At 72.0% G+C, this 16,447-nt stretch carries 15 protein-coding genes; 7 read left to right on the forward strand and 8 right to left on the reverse strand.

All coding sequences use genetic code 11. The features are described from left to right. Position 1 precedes the first annotated feature (1 nt). Genes AB0I21_RS30900 through mqnE form a run of 3 tightly spaced genes read right to left on the reverse strand, consistent with a single transcriptional unit; the run spans position 2 to position 3,294 of the window. The gene (locus AB0I21_RS30900; protein WP_360566416.1) at positions 2-1,789 is read right to left on the reverse strand and encodes a M14 family metallopeptidase; all 1,788 of its coding nucleotides are present in this window, start codon (positions 1,787-1,789) and stop codon (positions 2-4) included. A 41-nt stretch (positions 1,790-1,830) separates the two neighbouring features. Continuing rightward, positions 1,831-2,115 carry a DUF4229 domain-containing protein gene (locus AB0I21_RS30905; RefSeq protein ID WP_354889493.1) on the reverse strand — a complete coding sequence of 95 codons (285 nt, stop codon included), beginning with the start codon at positions 2,113-2,115 and terminating at the stop codon, positions 1,831-1,833. Positions 2,116-2,124: 9 nt separating this feature from the next. Then, positions 2,125-3,294: an aminofutalosine synthase MqnE gene (gene mqnE, locus AB0I21_RS30910; protein ID WP_360566418.1), complete on the reverse strand. Its 1,170-nt coding sequence runs from the start codon at positions 3,292-3,294 to the stop codon at positions 2,125-2,127. 316 nt (positions 3,295-3,610) lie between these two features. Between mqnE and AB0I21_RS30915 the strand changes: the two genes are divergently transcribed. Beyond that, complete coding sequence (locus tag AB0I21_RS30915) at positions 3,611-5,143, forward strand: C40 family peptidase (protein ID WP_360566420.1); 1,533 nt, start codon at positions 3,611-3,613, stop codon at positions 5,141-5,143. A 202-nt stretch (positions 5,144-5,345) separates the two neighbouring features. Here the strand turns inward: AB0I21_RS30915 and AB0I21_RS30920 are convergent, their stop codons facing one another. The 3 genes from AB0I21_RS30920 to AB0I21_RS30930 form a co-directional block, all read right to left on the reverse strand. After that, entirely contained in the window at positions 5,346-5,693 is a 348-nt protein-coding gene (locus tag AB0I21_RS30920; protein ID WP_360566422.1) for a hypothetical protein, read from the reverse strand. A 2,576-nt stretch (positions 5,694-8,269) separates the two neighbouring features. Further along, on the reverse strand, positions 8,270-8,998 hold the full coding sequence (locus tag AB0I21_RS30925) for a hypothetical protein (RefSeq protein WP_360566424.1): 729 nt from the start codon (positions 8,996-8,998) through the stop codon (positions 8,270-8,272). Between the two features lie 84 nt (positions 8,999-9,082). After that, the gene (locus AB0I21_RS30930) at positions 9,083-9,385 is read right to left on the reverse strand and encodes a hypothetical protein (protein ID WP_360566425.1); all 303 of its coding nucleotides are present in this window, start codon (positions 9,383-9,385) and stop codon (positions 9,083-9,085) included. 277 nt (positions 9,386-9,662) lie between these two features. Between AB0I21_RS30930 and AB0I21_RS30935 the strand changes: the two genes are divergently transcribed. The 3 genes from AB0I21_RS30935 (at position 9,663) to AB0I21_RS30945 (ending at position 12,314) form a co-directional block, all read left to right on the forward strand. After that, the gene (locus AB0I21_RS30935; RefSeq protein WP_360566427.1) at positions 9,663-10,247 is read left to right on the forward strand and encodes a hypothetical protein; all 585 of its coding nucleotides are present in this window, start codon (positions 9,663-9,665) and stop codon (positions 10,245-10,247) included. 83 nt (positions 10,248-10,330) lie between these two features. Further along, positions 10,331-11,635 (forward strand): DEAD/DEAH box helicase, encoded by a 1,305-nt coding sequence (locus AB0I21_RS30940; protein ID WP_360566526.1) that lies wholly within the window; start codon positions 10,331-10,333, stop codon positions 11,633-11,635. Positions 11,636-11,708: 73 nt separating this feature from the next. Next, complete coding sequence (locus tag AB0I21_RS30945) at positions 11,709-12,314, forward strand: putative glycolipid-binding domain-containing protein (RefSeq protein WP_360566428.1); 606 nt, start codon at positions 11,709-11,711, stop codon at positions 12,312-12,314. Here AB0I21_RS30945 and AB0I21_RS30950 read toward each other — a convergent pair. Then, a complete protein-coding gene (locus AB0I21_RS30950) occupies positions 12,311-12,757 on the reverse strand; it encodes an Lrp/AsnC family transcriptional regulator (protein WP_360566430.1) in 447 nt (148 codons plus the stop codon). The two genes, AB0I21_RS30945 and AB0I21_RS30950, sit on opposite strands and share 4 nt — an antisense overlap. A 187-nt stretch (positions 12,758-12,944) precedes the next feature. Between AB0I21_RS30950 and AB0I21_RS30955 the strand changes: the two genes are divergently transcribed. Continuing rightward, positions 12,945-13,172, forward strand: coding sequence for a BldC family transcriptional regulator (locus AB0I21_RS30955; RefSeq protein WP_344508964.1), 228 nt, complete (start codon positions 12,945-12,947; stop codon positions 13,170-13,172). Here the strand turns inward: AB0I21_RS30955 and AB0I21_RS30960 are convergent. Then, on the reverse strand, positions 13,135-13,767 hold the full coding sequence (locus AB0I21_RS30960; RefSeq protein WP_344509361.1) for a UbiX family flavin prenyltransferase: 633 nt from the start codon (positions 13,765-13,767) through the stop codon (positions 13,135-13,137). The genes AB0I21_RS30955 and AB0I21_RS30960 overlap by 38 nt on opposite strands. A gap of 72 nt (positions 13,768-13,839) precedes the next feature. Between AB0I21_RS30960 and AB0I21_RS30965 the strand changes: the two genes are divergently transcribed. Both AB0I21_RS30965 and mqnP read left to right on the forward strand, forming a co-directional pair. Beyond that, positions 13,840-15,300, forward strand: coding sequence for a menaquinone biosynthesis decarboxylase (locus tag AB0I21_RS30965; protein ID WP_360566432.1), 1,461 nt, complete (start codon positions 13,840-13,842; stop codon positions 15,298-15,300). Beyond that, positions 15,297-16,199 (forward strand): menaquinone biosynthesis prenyltransferase MqnP, encoded by a 903-nt coding sequence (gene mqnP, locus AB0I21_RS30970; RefSeq protein WP_360566434.1) that lies wholly within the window; start codon positions 15,297-15,299, stop codon positions 16,197-16,199. The genes AB0I21_RS30965 and mqnP overlap by 4 nt, the downstream gene beginning before the upstream one ends. Positions 16,200-16,447 lie beyond the last annotated feature (248 nt).

Genomic DNA, 16,447 nt, shown 5'->3' on the forward strand with positions numbered 1-16,447 from the left:
GCTAGCCGCGGGTGATCTTGACGTCGTCGACGGCGGCCTCGATGAGGCTGGCGCCGGCGGCGTCGGTGGCCTCGATCAGCAGCTGGATCGTCTTGCCGGCGTAGGGCGTGAGGTCGGCGCTGGCCGCGGCCCACACCGCGTCACGGTCGGACGCCGCGCCGGCCCGGGTGAAGATCGCGGTCTTCGAGCCGTTCTGCACCACGCTGACCTTGAACCGGTCGGCGGCCGACGCGTTCGCGGCGTGCGCGAAGTACCACGACCAGCCCAGCGTGAGCGGGCCGGCGGCGGGCAGCGCGACCGACGGTGACCGCACGCCGGTCGTGCCGCCGTCGACGTCGTAGCTGCCGGCCGCGGCGCCCGCCCTGCGGCCGGTGACCAGGTCGTTGTCGCCGCTGACGGGGTCGCCGAGCTGCTTCGGGCCGTTCTGCGTGGTCGCCTCGGGGTTGCCGCGCTCCCACAGCCCGGCGGTCGCGGTGCCGCTGGTGGTGGTCCAGCCCTTGGCGGTCTCGAAGTCGTCCGACCAGACCGTGTCGCCGCCGCAGTACTGCGCCTGCTTGCCGACGATCCGGTAGACGCAGTCGGCGTACTCCGCGAGCTGCAGGCTCGCCTCCTTGTTGCGGGCCGTCTGCGCCGCGATCACGCTCGCCGGCGGGTAGAAGCCGCTGGCGGAGCCGGGCCCGGGGTACATCTCGAACGTGTAGGCGAAGATCCCCTGCGTCGCCCACAGCCAGTCGATGACCGAGCCGTCGGTGATGTAGAGGTCGCTGGACTGCTGGGCGGTGTAGCCGTTGGACTTCGCCATCCCGGCGCCGAGGGCCTCGAACGCCGCCTGCTGGTCGGCGTTGAGCCCGGGCACGGTGTCGGCGACCGTGTAGCCGAACGGCCAGAGGATCAGCTCCGAGAACGTGTGGAAGTCGATGCTCGCCTTGATCTGCTGGACCCCGTTGACCCGCCGGCTGAGCACGAAGTCGCGCAGCCGCTGGGTCTCGGGTGCGGAGAACGCCGCGTCGCCGTGGTAGGTCTCCGACGACGGGTTCGCCGACGATCCCCCGCAGCACCCGAACTTGTAGCTCCAGTTGCGGTTGAGGTCCGTGCCGATGCTGCTGGACCCGGCGCTCGGCTGGCGGTTCTTGCGCCAGTTGCGGTAGCCGCCCGTGGCGATGTCGTATTCGCCGCCGTCGGGGTTGAGGTCCGGCACGATCCACAGCTCGCGGCTGTCGACGAGCTTCGTGATGCGGGGATCCTTGCCGTAGCCGTCGGTGTACAGCTTCACCAGGTACAACGCCATCTCGACGGTCAGGTGCTCGCGGGCGTGCTGGTGGGCGCCGTAGAGGACCTCCGGCTCGTCCTCGTCGACCGCGACGTTGTCGGAGATCTTGATCAGTGGCATGTCGCGGCCCTGGAACGACTTGCCGATGCTCATCTTGCGGGCGATCGCCGGGTGGTCGGCGACGGCCTTGTCCAGCTCCGCGACCATCTCGGCGTAGTTGTGGTATCCCGAGTCGGCGGCGGGGAAGTCCTCGGCGCGGACCTCGGCGACGGCGTAGCCCTGGTCGCGCAGCTTGCGCACCTCGGACGGCAGGGCGGTGATCTCGGCCCGCCCGTGGTCGATCCCGTCGATCGCGGCGCCGCTGCGGGCCACCCGGTTGCGGTCCTCGAGGGTACGGACGCCCTCCACCACGTAGCTGCCGGACCGCTCGGCCGGCGCGGCGCCGGCGGGGTTGACCCCGACGAGCAGCAGCAGGCCGACGCCGGCGAGCGAGAGTGATACGGACAGCTTGCGGGCCATCGTGACTCCTTGGGTGGACTGCACCATCCAAGGTTTAAGCGCTATTGGTCCGCTTTGGTGGTGCTTTCACCCCCATCATCATCCCCGTTGAGCGCGGCGCGCAGTCGATCGCGCTTTTCCGTGCGGCGCTGGGCGGCACCGACCGCCTGCACGGAGGCCTCCTCGCGGAGGCTCTTCAACAGGAAGAAGGCGAGCGCGGCGGAGACCACCACGGCGATCATCAGCTTCAGCAGCACGCTGATGTCGAGCGGGACGGCGAACATCACCGCGGCGGCCAGGACGAAGAGCCCGAGCCGGGCGAGGGAGTACTTCAGCAGAGCGGACATGGTGTCGTTCTACGCCCAGACCTGCTGCGGCTCCGCCCGGCGCGCGGCGAGGGGCGTCGGCTTCTCGTACTCCCGAACGACCTCATACCGCGTGTTGCGCTCGACGGGCTGGAAGCCGGCGTCCCAGATCAGGTGGAGCAGGTCCTCGCGGTGCATCGTGTTGGGCGTGCCGTAGCTGTCGGCGTCATGGGTGATCTTGTACTCGACGACCGAGCCGTCGAGGTCGTCGACGCCGAAGTTGAGCGAGAGCTGGGCGACGGACAGGCCGTGCATGACCCAGAAGCACTTGACGTGCGGCACGTTGTCGAACATCAGCCGCGACACGGCGAAGGTCTTGAGCGACTCCGCGGGTGAGGCCATCTTCGTGCGGGCCTGCAGCTTGTTGCGGATCTTGCCGTCGGCGGAGTCGACGAAGTCGTGCTGGTAGCGCAGCGGGATGAAGACGGTGAAGCCGCCCGTCTCATCCTGCAGCTCACGCAGGCGCATGACGTGGTCGACCCGGTGCCGGGGCTCCTCGATGTGGCCGTAGAGCATCGTCGACGGGGTCCGCAGGCCCTTGCTGTGGGCGAGGCGGTGGATGCGGGACCAGTCCTCCCAGTGGCAGGCGTGGTCGACGATGTGCTGGCGGACCTCCCAGTCGAAGATCTCCGCGCCGCCGCCGGTCAGCGACTCCAGGCCGGCGTCGATCAGCTCGTCGAAGATCTCGTCCGCGGGCAGGCCGCTGATCTTCTCGAACCACTGGATCTCGGTGGCGGTGAACGCCTTGAGCTTGACGCCGGGCAGCGCGCCCTTCAGCTCGCGGAGCACCTTCGGGTAGTACTTCCACGGCAGGGTCGGGTGCAGGCCGTTGACGATGTGCAGCTCGGTGAGCTGCTCGTCCTCCATCTCCTTGGCCTTGGCGACCGCCTCGTGGATGCGCATCGTGTAGGCGTCCTTCTCGCCCGGCTTGCGCTGGAACGAGCAGTATGCGCAGCTGGCGGAGCAGACGTTGGTCAGGTTGAGGTGCCGGTTGACGTTGAACATCACCCGGTCGCCGTTGAGCTCGGTGCGCTTGTGGTGCGCCAGCTTCCCGAGCCAGACAAGATCGTCGCTCTCATACAGAGCGATGCCGTCTTCCCTGCTCAGCCGCTCGCCGGCGACGACCTTGGCCTCGAGTTCACGCTTCACACCTGCATCCACGAGGCCAGCGTACGTCGGCCCGTCCGGCGGGGAAGAGGCCCGGGCGCCAGTGCGGTGTTCATCTCTCTGTTCACCTCATCGCGAGCAAGCTGACATTGATCAGCTCTCGACGCTGATTGCTTCCGTGAGGTAAACAAAAGTGGGCAGAAACACGGTCGGGCGGCAGACCGACTGATCGATCGAACCTGATCGACCATTGGCGGGCAGACCGACTGGGGACGGTGGCATGGACGGATTGGTACTGAGGGCAGCGAGCTATCCCGGCGACGAGTGGGTTCCGCCTGCCCAAGCAGAGGAATCCGCGCAGGTCGCGGCCATGATCCCCAACCAGCGCGGGAAGCACTCGACCGGCCGGCGCGGCAGGATGTTCGTCGCCACGGTCGTGTGCACGCTGCTGTGCTCGCTGGTCCCCCGGCCCGCGTACGCCGATCCGGGCGGCGCGATCCCCGACACCGGCTCGCGGCCGATCGCGGCCGGCACGCTCCTCATGCCCGGGCAGACGGGCACCGGCACGCCCGTGCCCGTCGGTGGGAGCACCACGACGCAGCGCGGCCCGCTCGCCACCCAGCTCGCCACGCTCGAGGTGGCCGTCAGCACGCTCGGGCAGAAACGGCTCCAGGCACAGATCGACCTGGAGACCGCGCAGGCCGCGGCCGCCGACGCCCAGGACAAGCTGCGGCTGGCCACCGACCAGGTCACCGAGCTGCGCAGCCGGGCCGACTCGGCCGCCGCGGAGGCCTACAAGCGCGCGACGGGTCTCGGCCCGCTCGACGGCTATGCCCACAACCTGCACCAGTTCGGCCTGCTCGCCCCGGGCCTCGGTCAGCAGCCGGGCAGCCAGGAGGACGCCCGTGGCCTGCTGCGCGCCGAGCAGGAGGAGGCGGCCGCCAAGCAGCAGTACGAGCTGGCCCAGTCGACCTACCTCGCCGCGCAGAGCACGTTCGTGCCGCTGGACTCCGACTTCAGGATCAAGGACGCCGAGTTCCAGAAGCTCAAGGCCGACAACGAGGCGGCGGTCCTGCGGATCGCCGCGGAGGACGCGGCCGCCGAGCAGGTCCTCGGCACCGTGGACAACGTGCCGGTCGACGGCATGGTCGCCAACCCGAAGGCCATCCAGGCGCTGAACTACGCACTCGGCAAGATCGGCAGCTGGTACGTGTGGGGCGACGAAGGCCCCAGCACCTTCGACTGCTCGGGGCTGGCCTACTGGTCCTACGGGCAGGTCGGGGTCCGCGTGCCGCGGGTCGCCAACGACATGTACCACGGCACCCACGCGATCCAGGCGACCAAGCGCACCCTCGGCGACCAGCTGCTCCCGGGCGACCTGGTGTTCTTCGCCAGCGACTCCAGCGACTGGCGCTCGATCTACCACATGGGCATCTACGTCGGCGGCGGCAAGATGGTGCACGCGCCGACCACGGGTGACAAGGTGAAGATCGGGCAGGTCAAGTGGTCGCGCTTCTTCGGCGCCACCCGGATCTTCGACGCGGTGCGGGCACCGAACGCGACCCCGACCACGACGGCGCCGTCCTCGACCCCGCCGTCGTCGACGCTACCCTCGTCGACCCCGCCGTCCTCGACGCCCCCGTCCTCGACGCCGCCGACGTCGACGCCACCGACGTCCACGCCACCCTCGTCCGCACCGCCGTCGTCGGCGCCGCCGTCGTCCGCGGCACCCACGACGACGACCGCACCGCCGCCCGCGCCGGAGCCCACCGTCGACGAGACGTCGAAGGCGCCGAGCACGCCGGCCAGCAGCGCCGCGGCGCCCTCGAAGTCGGCGCTCAAGCCGTCCGCGGCCGGGGCCAGCACGACCGCGCAGACCACGGCGTCCGCGTCAGGCAACTGAGCTACCTGTTCCACCGGACCGGCTCACGGGTCTCCCGTGGCCGGTCCGTTCGTTTCCGAACAAATCCGGCGTCCGCGCAGGCGGATGATCCAAAACCCGACCGAGGTCCGGTCCAGCGTTCCGTGACTCGATGTGGCACCGTGGACGCGTGACTGGCGGCGGGGGCACGCCGGAAGCGCGACGACGCCCGGGCAGGGCACGGTCATGGAGGGCAGCAATGGACGAGCGGGAGACACGGGACGGCGCACGCGACGAGGGGGTGCGGGCCGGCTCCCCGTTCGGCTTCCCGCCCGGCGCGCAGCCGCAGGCCACGAACCCGGCGGCCGGCACCGACGCGGAAGCACTCGACGACCTGCCGCCGCTGCCGCCACCGCCACCGGTCGGCGCCGAGCTGCCGCCGGACACGCCGGAGGAAGTGGTCCCCGACGCGGCGTACGAGCTCCCGCCCACCCCCACCGACGGCGCCCTCTGGCCCGGCGGCGACCCCTTCGCGGACGCCGCCGACGACGAGGACGACCCGGAGGTCGCGGCGATGGTCGCGGCGTTCCACTCGACCGACACCGCCGTGCCCGCGTCCGACGGGCTGTCCGAGGCACCCGACACCCCCGAAGGCCTGGACGCCGGCGTGAGCCCCGCGGGCCTGGGCCCCGCCAGCACCGGCGTGGACGCCGGGTTGAGCCCCGCGCCGAGCGGCTCGCTGAACGAGGCGCCCGACCAGCGGCCGGCCGGTCCCGACGGGCCGCGCCGCCGCGCCGAGCCCGAGGCGGACGTGATCGCCGCCGCGCTCTCCGCCGAGCCGCCGGCGTTCCAGCTGCCGAGCTTCGACTCCGTCGCCGGGACGTACGGTCCCCCGCCCGGCGAGTCCACGCCGTACTCCGGCATCCACCCCGCGGAGCCGGAGTCCTCGGACGTGGCGGCGCCGCCGTTCGCGCCGGTTCCGGTGTCTGGCTTCGGGGCTCCCGCCGCGTCGATCGAGGACCCGGTGTCGCCGGCCGCTGGTTCGCCGGTCGACTCGCCCGCTGGTTCGCCCGTCGCTGGTTCGCCCGTCGCTGGTTCGCCGGTCGCTGGTTCGCCGGTCGGGGGTTCGTCGGTCGGGGGTTCGTCCGAGGAATCGTTGCCGCCGCTGCCGAGCCGGGCGCGGGCGCCGCGGCCGCTGCCGGAGTCGTCGTGGGACGCGTTCGCGCTGCCGTGGAGCGCGCCCTCGCCCTCCGATTCACCCGCCGCCGGCGCTTCACCTTCTGGTTCACCTGCTGAAGCGCCTGTTTCCGAGCCGCAGGTGGTGCATCCGTTCGCGGTGCAGCGGCCGTCCCTGCCGTTCCCACCCGCCGCCGAGCCCGCTCCGGCTGCTGCGGCCGAGCCCGCCGTCGAGCCCGCCGTCGAGCCTGTGCTCGCGCCGATCGACCGGCCCGTCGTCGACGTGCCCGCCGAGCCGCTGATGGCGCCCGGCTCGTCCGCTCCGGTCTCCTCCGCTCCGGTGGTGCTGCCGGTCGCCGGGGCGTTCGCCGCCGCCGTGGTCGCCGCCCGGGCCAGCGCCTCCGTGCCCGGCGCCCACTTGGTGACCGCCGAGGAGGCCGAGCAGGCCGCCCGCGCCGCCGCCACCCCGACCGTGTACCGCACCTCCATGGCCCTCCCCCAGTCCATGGCCGGTCCGGGCGCGTCTCCCTCCGGCGCCTTCGCCGCCGCTGGTCAGGACGCCTCGCCTGCCGCGGCGCCGGTCGACCCGATCCCGGGGCCGGAGCCGTCGCCGCTCCCCGGCCCGGAGCCGTCGCCGTTCCCGAGCCCGGAGCCCGTGCCCACGCCGGAGCCGGCACCGTTCCCACCGGCGCCGGAGCCCGAGCCGATCCCGACGCCGTACCCGCCGACTCCCCCTGCGCCCGAGCCCACTCCCGTGCCGGAGCCGGAGCCGACGCCGCAACCGTTCCCGGTGCCTGAGCCGTCCCCGGTCCCGGGCCCCGGACCCGCGCCGTCGCCGCCGTTCCCCGGGCCAGGGCCGCAGCCGCCGTCGCCGTTCCAGGCGCCCACGCCGTACACGACGCCGTCCTCCCAGCACCCGTGGGGCACCTCCGACGCCGGCCAGCCCGCGGCCGCTGCCCCCGGACAGGACGGGGCGCCCGCTTGGGCTCAGCCGGCCGCCGGAGTACCGCAGCCGCCCGCCGGACCGCAGCAGCCGCCGGCCCCTGCACAGCCGTGGCTGGCTGGCCAGCAGCCCGTGTCGACCCCGCCCGGCCAGAGCTGGACTCGGCCCCCGGCGCAGCAGCCCTGGCAGGCTCCCCCGGCCCAGCCCGCCCCCGGCGGCTACGGCCCCCCTGCCCAGCAGCCCCCGGCCTACCAGCCCCCGCCGCAGTACGGCACCCCCAGCCAGCCCGGCCAGCACGGACAGCCCGGCCCGGCGGGCCAGTACGGCGTTCCGGGCCAGTACGGCACCCCTGCCCAGCACGGCGCTCCCGGCCAGCAGGGTGTTCCTGGACAGCACGGCGCCCCTGGGCAGCACGGCGCCCCTGGACAGCCCGGCCAGTACGGCGTCCCGGGCCAGTACGGCACGCCCGCCCAGCACGGTGCGCCGGGTCAGTACGGCACGCCCGCTCAGCCCGGGCAGTACGGCACCCCGGCCCAGCACGGTGTTCCTGGTCAGCACGGCGCTCCGGGGCATTCGGGTGCCCCGGGCCAGCACGGCGCCCCGGGGCAGCCTGGTCAGTGGGGTGCCCCGCAGCCCGGCCAGCAGGGCGCCACGGGCCAGTACGGCACGCCACCTCAGCACGGCCAGCCCGGCCCGGCGGGTCAATACGGCGCTCCCGGCCAGCCCGCCCAGTACGGCACGCCCGGCCAGCCCAACACCTACGGAACGCCAAGCCAGCCCCCGGCCCCGCCCGCGCAGGGATGGGCCGCCCCGCCGGCGTCAGCCCCGCCCGCGCAGGGTTGGACCGCACCGCCGGCACCCGCCCAGCCCAGCTGGCAGCAGCCGCAGGGCCAGCAGCCCGCCGCCGCACCGGGCGAGCAGGGCTGGGCCGCCGCCCCCGGCCAGGGCTGGGCCCCGCCGCCGGCCGCTCAGGCCTGGCAGCCAGGCGCCGGCCATACGGGCGAGCAGGTCTCCTCTCCCCCGGCACCCTCCTGGCAGTCGCCCCCGGCTCAACCGGCATCAGCCCTACCGGCGTTCGCCCCACCCACCTCTGGCGCACCGGCCTCCAGCACCCCGCCGTTCGCCCCGCCGCCGTCGTCCGACTCGGCACCACCCGCGTTCGCCCCGCCGACCTCGGGCGCACCGGCCTCGACCCCACCCGCGTTCGGCGCACCGGCCTCGGCACCGCCCGCGTTCGCACCACCCACCTCGAGCGGACCGGCCTCCAGCACCCCGCCGTTCGCCCCACCCGCATTCGCACCGCCGCCGTCATCTGACTCGGCACCGCCGGCGTTCGCACCGCCGACCTCGGGCGCACCGGCCTCGGCCCCACCCGCGTTCGGCGCACCAGCCTCGGCACCGCCGGCGTTCGCACCGCCGTCCTCGGACTCGACGCCGCCCGCGTTCGCGCCCCCCACCTCGGGTGGACCTGCGTTCGGCGCGCCGGCCTCGGCACCGCCGGCGTTCGCACCGCCGTCCTCGGACTCGACACCGCCCGCGTTCGCACCACCCACCTCGAGCGGACCGGCCTCCAGCACCCCGCCGTTCGCCCCACCCGCATTCGCACCGCCGACCTCAGGTGGACCGGCCTCGGCCCCACCCGCGTTCGCGCCCCCCACCTCGGGTGGACCTGCGTTCGGCGCGCCGGCCTCGGCACCGCCCGCGTTCGCCCCGCCGTCCTCGGACTCGACACCGCCCGCGTTCGCACCGCCCACCTCGGGCGGACCGGCCTCCAGCACCCCGCCGTTCGCCCCACCCGCATTCGCCCCGCCGCCGGCGGCGGGTGGGCCGGGTGCGGGCACTCCGCCGTTCGCGCCGCCCGCCTACGGAGCCCCAGCGTCGGAGCCGCCCGCTTCGGCGCCACCGAGCTCCGGGGCAGGGTCGTACACCATGCCATCAGCATCACCGTCGGACTCCATGCCGCCGGTCTCCTTGCCGGGCGCTGTGTCCGGATCGTTCACCATGCCGTCCGCGACGCCGTCACAGTCGACGCCGCCGAGTTCCGCGCCACCTAGTTCGGGGGCTGGGTCGTACACCATGCCATCAGCGTCACCGTCAGACTCCATGCCGCCGGTCTCATCGCCGCCGGCCTTCTCCATCCCCTCGGCGAGCCCGTCGGATTCCACGCCGCCGGTGTCGGCGCCGCCGAGCTGGGCTCCCGGTGGGCAGGCGTCAGGCTGGACGCCACCGCCGCCGGCCGCTGACTCGGTGTCGGCGCCGTTCGCGCCGAGCTGGGCCGCGCCGGCCGCAGACCCCTCCGCGCCGTCTGCGTCCTCCGCTCCCTCGGCTCCCTCCTCTCCTGCCGCGCCCGCGGCGTCTGCCTGGGCGCCGCCCCCGTCATCGCCGGACTCAGGGCAGGGCTGGGCGCCGCCGCCTTCCTCCGACGGGCCGCCCGCCTACTCGGTGCCGACCGCCCAGCCCGAGCTGCCCCCGCTGCAGCAGACGGGCTGGGGCGCGCCCGCCTGGACCCCGTCCGAGCCGCCGTCGGCGGGTCCCGAGCGGGACGACCGGCCGTCCAACGACAGGACGCCCGGCGCCGTCTACCCGTCGAGCGGCGCACCCGCCAACCCGTCTCCTCCGCCGCATCAGCAGCCGCCCGCGATCCCCCCGCCTGCGTCCGACGAGACCCAGGTGGTGAGCGACGCGGGCCCTTCGCCCGCGGCGGAAAGCTACGGAAAATGGGCTCGGAACCATCGCGGCTCTGCGGGCACAGTCTATGGCGGGCAAGGTGTCACCCCGGTGACAACAGCCTCGGCCGACGGCGGCAGCAGTCCTTTGGAGAACTCCGGCTCGCTGACCGGGCACATCTTGAGTCAAGGCACGCAGGAAGCGGACGAGGACGACGACGAGCCGGCCCGGTCCAGCAACCTGAAAGTCATGGTCATCATCGCGGTCATCGTGGTGGTGCTCGTGGTGGGCGGTTACCTCGCTGTCACGTTCTCCAAGTCATTCATGGAGGACATGTTCAGCGGCGTACCGCAGAAATAGTGAGGCACGACACCTCGATGCGGGGTCGGTGAGCGAGATCGGATAAGCTGAAGGGTCTCCAATCGGAAGGTCCCAGCTCCTTGCTGCTCGCTGACCCCAGTTCGTTCCCCTCCATCTTCGAATCCACCGATGAGCCGGGCTTCGCCGGCCTCGGTCTGCCCGCCAGGTTGGTGCGCGCACTCGCCGACCAGGGCATCACCGATCCATTCCCCATCCAGGCCGCGACGGTCCCCGACGTCCTCGCGGGCCGTGACGTGCTGGGCAGGGGGCGCACCGGCTCGGGCAAGACGCTCGCGTTCGGCCTGCCGCTGCTGGCCCGGCTGGCGGCGAGCGGGCGGTCCCGTCCGCATGCGCCGAAGGCGTTGATCCTCGTGCCGACGCGCGAGCTCGCGATGCAGGTCAACGACGCGCTGACGCCACTGGCGAAGACGCTCGGCCTGTTCTGCAAGACCGCCGTCGGCGGCGTGCCGTATGACCGGCAGATCTGGTCGCTCGAGCGGGGGGTCGACGTGCTCGTCGCGACGCCCGGCCGCCTCGGTGACCTGATCAAGCGCGGGGTCTGCCGGCTCGACGCGGTGGAGGTCACCGTGCTCGACGAGGCCGACCAGATGGCCGACATGGGCTTCCTGCCGGAGGTCACCGAGATCCTCGGGCAGACGCCGGCCGGTGGCCAGCGCCTGCTGTTCTCCGCGACGCTCGACAAGGACGTCGACTCGCTGGTCAAGCGCTTCCTGGTCGACCCGGTCACGCACTCGATCGAGCCGCCGACCGCTTCGGTCGGCTCCATGGACCACCACGTGCTGCTGGTCCCGCCGAATGACAAGTTCGCCATCGCCGCGTCGATCGCCGCCCGCAAGGGCCGCACGATCCTCTTCGTGAAGACGCAGATGGCCGTCGACGAGCTGGTCGAGCAGTTCGCGGCCGTCGGCGTGCGGGCCGGTGCCCTGCACGGCGGCAAGACGCAGCGGGTGCGCACGCGCACGCTCGCCGAGTTCAAAGAGGGCACGTGCAACGTGCTGGTGGCGACCGACGTCGCGGCGCGTGGCATCCACATCGATGACGTGTCGCTGGTCGTACATGTCGACCTCCCGCGTGACCAGAAGGACTATCTGCACCGTGCCGGGCGGACCGCGCGGGCGGGGGCCGCGGGGACGGTCGTGACGCTGGTGCTGCCTCGGCAGCGGCGGCGGGCTGCGGCGCTGCTCGCGAAGGCCGGGGTCACCCCGACCGAGCTGCGGGTGCGGGCCGGCGACCCGGCGTTGGCCGAGGTCACGGGCGCTCGGCAGCCGAGCGGTGTGCCGGTGCGCATCCAGCGCAGTGCCCCGTCGCACGGTGGTCGTCCGGCCCGGCGGCCGAATCACGACCATGATCGTCGTCCACGGCGTTAGTCGCTGACGACAAGGGCGGTCCGCGTATGGTGCGGACCGCCTTTTTGTCGTACCCATCGGATAGCGTCGACGCATGACGGTGCTTCCTCGGGCGTTCGCGTGGCAGCGGACCGACACGACAGGCGGCGAGTTCGTCACGCTCGACGATCGCCGCGGGCTCTATGCCAAGGGCACGGCGTTCGCCGCCGACAACGCGTTGTATTCGTGCCGATATGACCTGCACACCGACGAGGGCTGGGCGAGCACGCGGCTGGAGGTGACGACCGAAGGTGCGGGCTGGCGACGGACGCTGCGCATGGAGCGGGCCGCGGGCCGGTGGCGGGTCACCACCGGCGAGCAGGGCGATCTGGAGCGGGTGCTGCCGACGGCGCCGTTCGCGGGCATCGAGGAGCCCGACCGGCTGCATCAGGTGCTCGACGTCGACCTCTACAACTCCCCGCTGACCAACACGTTACCCGTGCGCAGGCTGGGCCTGCACCGCGCGGAGCCCGGCACGGTGGCGACGATCGAGGCGGCGTGGGTCCTGCTGCCCAGCTTGGCCGTGTTGCCGATGCAGCAGGTGTACGAGGTGCTGCCCGGCCGACGGGTCCGCTATTCCTCGGAGGGTTTCGCGGCCGACCTGGAGCTGGACACGGACGGTTATGTGGTCGACTATCCCGGGCTTGCGACGCTGGCCTAGGCCGGGGGCTGGGTGCGGCCTTCCCACTTCGTGGAGAGGGCGATCGCCGTGCGCGTGCGGGCGATGCCGTTGACGCGGTTGAGGTCGATGATGAGCCGTTCCAGGTCGCCGATCGTCTTCACGCGCGCCTTGCACAGAAACGATTCCTCGCCCGCCATGAAGTAGCAGGATTCGATCTCCTGATGCTCGCGGAGGGCCTCGAGGATGTCGTCGGTGTCGCCGTTGCTGTCGTGCACGATGCCGATGATGGCGGTCAGCGGCAGCCCCATGGCTTCCGGGTGGATCTCGGCGCGGTAGCCCTGAATGACCCCCGACGACTCGAGCTTGCCGACGCGTTCGTGCACGGCCGGCGCGGACAGGCCCACCTTCCGGGCCAGCTCCGCGTATGGAAGCCGGGCGTTGTCTCGAAGCAGGTCGATGAGTTGTCGATCGATCGCATCCATCGCGTCCAGCCTAATGGTCAGGGTTTTAGCACAGCTAATTACCCAACACGTGCGATTTCCTCGTTTCCCGGACACGGCACGCTAGCGGTGCTGTAATGGGCGTACATCCCAGGATGACTCGTGCTTTCAGCTTGCCGCATGGGGGTGCGCGGGCCCGATCGAGCCACCCATGGGTTAAGGAGGGGCCGTGGAGACGGGAGATCGTCTGCTGACGCCCGGCGAAGTCGCCGCCTTGTTTCGTGTCGACCCCAAAACGGTGACACGCTGGGCTGCGGCCGGCCGGATCAGCAGCATCCGAACCCCGGGGGGACACCGGCGGTTCCGGGAATCCGAGGTGCGGGCACTGCTCGAAGGAGACGAGACGCTCGACGACACCTCTAACGGGAATGGCCGAGTTCACCCGACCAACGAGTGAACAAGGTATGAGTGACGCCGGCAGCGTCGAGGACCTTGCCGGCGATGAAGTCAACGAGTTGGGCGGCCGTGGCCGCCGCTCCGGCCGAGTAGAAGCCGGGGCTGGCGGGGAGGACCACGGCGCCGGCGTCATGCAGGGCGATGAGGTGCTCCAGGTGACTGCGGGTCACCGGGGTCTCTCTCGGGACGACGACCACTGGACGGCGCTCCTTGAGGTTGACCTCGGCAGCCCGCTGCAGCAGGTCCTTGGAGAGGCCGATCGCGATGCCTGCGCACGCCGCGGTGCTCGCCGGCACGACGAGCATGCCCTTGACCTGGTACGACCCGCTGCTGGGACCGGCGGCGAGATCACCGGCGGGCCAGTAGGCGACGTCTGCTCCTGTCGCTTCCTGCCCCACCCAGGTGGCCAGGTCGTCCTTCCAGTGCGCGTCGCGGAAGGGTGCGCCGGTCTCGTCGAGGATCGTGAGCCGGGCGGCGCGTGACACGACGAGGTCGACGGCCTCGCCCGCGTCGAACAGCGCCCGGATCACCGCGGCCGCGTATGGCGTGCCGGACGCCCCGGACACCCCGACGACCCAGGGCCTGCGCTGATCCACCACGCGGTCAACTCTGCCACAACTGACCAGCCCGCTCGGAAAGTGTCATACCGGGTTGGCAGGATGGTGGGCATGGCACGCGGCTTTCCGTACGCAGACCTCAACGCCTTCCTCGCCGACCTCCAGCGGGCAGGTGAGCTGCATCGCGTGTCCGCACCCGTCGACCCGCACCTGGAGATCAGCGAGATCGTCACGCGGACCGTCCGGGCGGGCGGACCGGCGCTCGTGTTCGACCGGCCGACACGTGGCGACATGCCGGTCGCGATCAACCTGTTCGGCACCGAGCGGCGGATGGCGATGGCGCTCGGCGTCTCCCATCTCGACGAGGTCGGCGAGCGCATCGGGTCGCTGGTCAAGCCGGAGCTGCCGGTCGGCTGGGCGGGCATCCGCGACGGCATCGGCAAGCTGCTGCAGCTCAAGGCCGTGCCGCCGAAGCACGTGAAGACCGCGCCCTGCCAGGAGGTCGTCTACAAGGGCGACCAGGTGGACCTCAACCGGCTCCCCGGCCTGCAGATCTGGCCCGACGACGGCGGGATCTACCACAACTTCGGGCTGACCCACACGAAGCACCCCGAGACCGGCAAGCGCAATCTCGGGCTCTATCGGCTGCAGCAGCACTCGCACAACACGCTCGGCATGCACTGGCAGATCCACAAGGACTCGACCGCGCACCACGCGGTGGCCGAGCGGCTCGGGCAGCGGCTGCCGGTCGCGATCGCCATCGGCGCCGACCCCGTCGTCTCCTATTCGGCGAGCGCCCCACTGCCGTCCGACATCGACGAATACCTGTTCGCCGGGTTCCTGCGCGGCGAGCGGGTCGAGATGGTCGACTGCCTGACCGTGCCGCTGCAGGTGCCGGCCAATGCGCAGATCGTGCTCGAGGGCTATCTGGAGCCCGGCGAGCGCCTGCCCGAGGGGCCGTTCGGCGACCACACCGGGTTCTACACGCCGGTCGAGGACTTCCCGGTGCTGCACGTCGAGTGCATGACGACCCGCAAGCAGCCGATCTACCACTCGATCATCACGTCGAAGCCGCCGCAGGAGGACCTGGGCCTCGGCAAGGCGACCGAGCGGATCTTCCTGCCCCTGCTGAAGATCATGATCCCCGACATCGTCGACTACGACCTGCCCGCGGCCGGCGTGTTCCACAACTGCGTGATCGTGTCGATCCGCAAGCGCTATCCGAAGCACGCGCAGAAGGTGATGAGCGCCATCTGGGGCGCGCACCTGCTGTCGCTGTCGAAGCTGATCGTGGTCGTCGACGAGGACTGCGACGTGCACGACTACGCCGAGGTCGCCTTCCGCGCCTTCGGCAACGTCGACTACAAGCACGACCTGCTGATCACCGAGGGCCCGGTCGACCACCTCGACCACTCGTCCTATCAGCAGTTCTGGGGCGGCAAGGCCGGCCTCGACGCGACCCGCAAGGGCCCGTCGGAGGGCTACCATCGCGGCTGGCCGGAAGAGATGCTCATGTCTCCCGAGGTCGTGGCGCGCGTCGACAAGCGCTGGAGAGAGTATGGGTTCAAGTGACGCTCGCTGAGGCACCCCCGAGCCGGGTCAAGGCTTTCCTGCGGCTCGTCGCGATCGAGCACTCGGTGTTCGCGCTGCCGTTCGCCTATCTGTCGGCGCTGACCGCGATGACCGTGCACGGCGGTCACGTCAACTGGGCCGATCTGCTCCTGGTGACGATCGCGATGGTCGGCGCCCGCACGTTCGCCATGGCCGCCAACCGGATCATCGACCGCCACATCGACGCCCGTAACCCGCGCACCGCTCAGCGCGAGCTCGTCACCGGCGCCGTCAGCGTCCGCACCGCGTGGACCGGCGCCGCCGTTGCCCTCGTCGTGTTCCTCGGCGCCGCCGCCCTCCTCAACTGGCTGTGCCTGGCCCTCGCCCCGCTCGCCGTGGTGCCGCTGGTCCTCTACCCGTATGGCAAACGCTTCACCAACTGGCCGCACGCGCTGCTCGGCCTGGCGCAGATGGTCGGCCCGGTCGGCGCCTGGCTCGCCGTCACGGGCGACCTGCGCGGCTCGGGCCCCGCCTGGGTGCTCGGCGCCGCGGTCGGCCTGTGGATCGGCGGCTTCGACCTCATCTACGCCTGCCAGGACGCCACCGTCGACCGCGAGATCGGCGTCCACTCCGTCCCCTCCCGCTACGGCGTCCCCTTCGCCCTGCACCTGTCCAGCGCCGCCCACGTGGTGACGTTCGGCCTGTTCGTGTGGTTCGGCCAGCTCGTCGACCTCGGCTGGCTGTGGTGGATCGGCCTGGCCGCCACGGCCGTCGCCTTCATCTACGAGCACTCCATCGTCCGCCCCGACGACCTGTCCCGCGTCAACCGAGCCTTCTTCACCGCCAACGGCTTCGTGGGGATCGCACTCTTCGTGTTCGCCCTCCTCGACCTGACCGTCTTAGGCGGCCTCCGCCCCTGACCCATCTCCCCGCCCCCGACCCCGCCCACGTCGACGCCTGGCACCCACGTCGGACGCTGACGCCCACGCTGCCGGACGGAAGCCTTCCCACAGACGTCACCGGCGCCGGGGCGCGTGATGCGTGGCCTTCCGCACGAACGTCGCCGGCGTCGGACGCTGACGTCTACGCTGCCGTTCGGACGGAACCTTTCGCACGGACGTCGCCGGCGCTGGGTGCATGGTGCGTGGCCTTCCGCACGAACGTCGCC

The sequence above is a fragment of the Dactylosporangium sp. NPDC050588 genome (genome assembly GCF_040654975.1).
Lineage (GTDB): Bacteria > Actinomycetota > Actinomycetes > Mycobacteriales > Micromonosporaceae > Dactylosporangium > Dactylosporangium maewongense.